Annotated in this window: 1 protein-coding gene; it reads left to right on the forward strand. The window is 32.0% G+C overall.

Annotated features, from left to right (window positions below; genetic code table 11):
- The first annotated feature begins 258 nt into the window (after positions 1-258).
- A complete protein-coding gene (locus V7056_RS18190; RefSeq protein ID WP_499703810.1) occupies positions 259-645 on the forward strand; it encodes a hypothetical protein in 387 nt (128 codons plus the stop codon).
- Positions 646-668 lie beyond the last annotated feature (23 nt).

Consider the following 668-nt stretch of genomic DNA (forward strand, 5'->3'; position numbering starts at 1 on the left):
AAAGGATAGAAAAGCAGAGATGATATCTGCTATTTCTATCCTTTATTTTTTCTATAAGTGACCTCGATGTGCAGTTTATTTTCTCTAAAAAAAGTCACAATTGCAGATAAATCTTGTATATAAATTTCTTAATAGAAAAATGGGTATTGTCACAGTTTGTCTATCCGTAACCTACTATCCACTAATGAATATGATGAAAAGAGACTAGTTTCCCCGGTAATGAAAACTTTATAAAATTTCAAAAAAGGTCGTGTATATATGAATGAAGAAGAAATTTTCGAAATAGGTGCCAATTGTCTTCTAAGGGTAGGGAACCGTTTTTTTGCAGTTGTTGAAATAGAATCAGAAGTTCCTGGAGTAGATTTAGAGGTATTTGTTATTATTCGTATTAATATGGAAACAGCAAAAAGACTTAAAAATGCTGGACTTGATTTTTGTGAAATTAGAAACACTACTCCTAGAAATGAGAATGGCGTAACTGCAGAATTCAAGTGTATCTTTATAACAAACCGTCAGGCATTTGCTCTATTTGATGTGGAAAATGATGAAGATCAAGCTGTTTTTGTACGGATTTCATTAGAAGAAGCAGAACGCGCAATCAGAAGAGGTGCAATGCGTTGTACTGTTATTGATGCAAGGCATTAACTATATTTTTATTGATTTAAAAA

The sequence above is a fragment of the Bacillus sp. JJ664 genome (genome assembly GCF_036962205.1).
Lineage (GTDB): Bacteria > Bacillota > Bacilli > Bacillales > Bacillaceae_G > Gottfriedia.

Bases quoted from the DNA above. Each gene is read 5' to 3' on its own strand.
- V7056_RS18190 (WP_499703810.1), top strand. From the start codon at position 259: ATGAATGAAGAAGAAATTTTCGAAATAGGTGCCAATTGTCTTCTAAGG.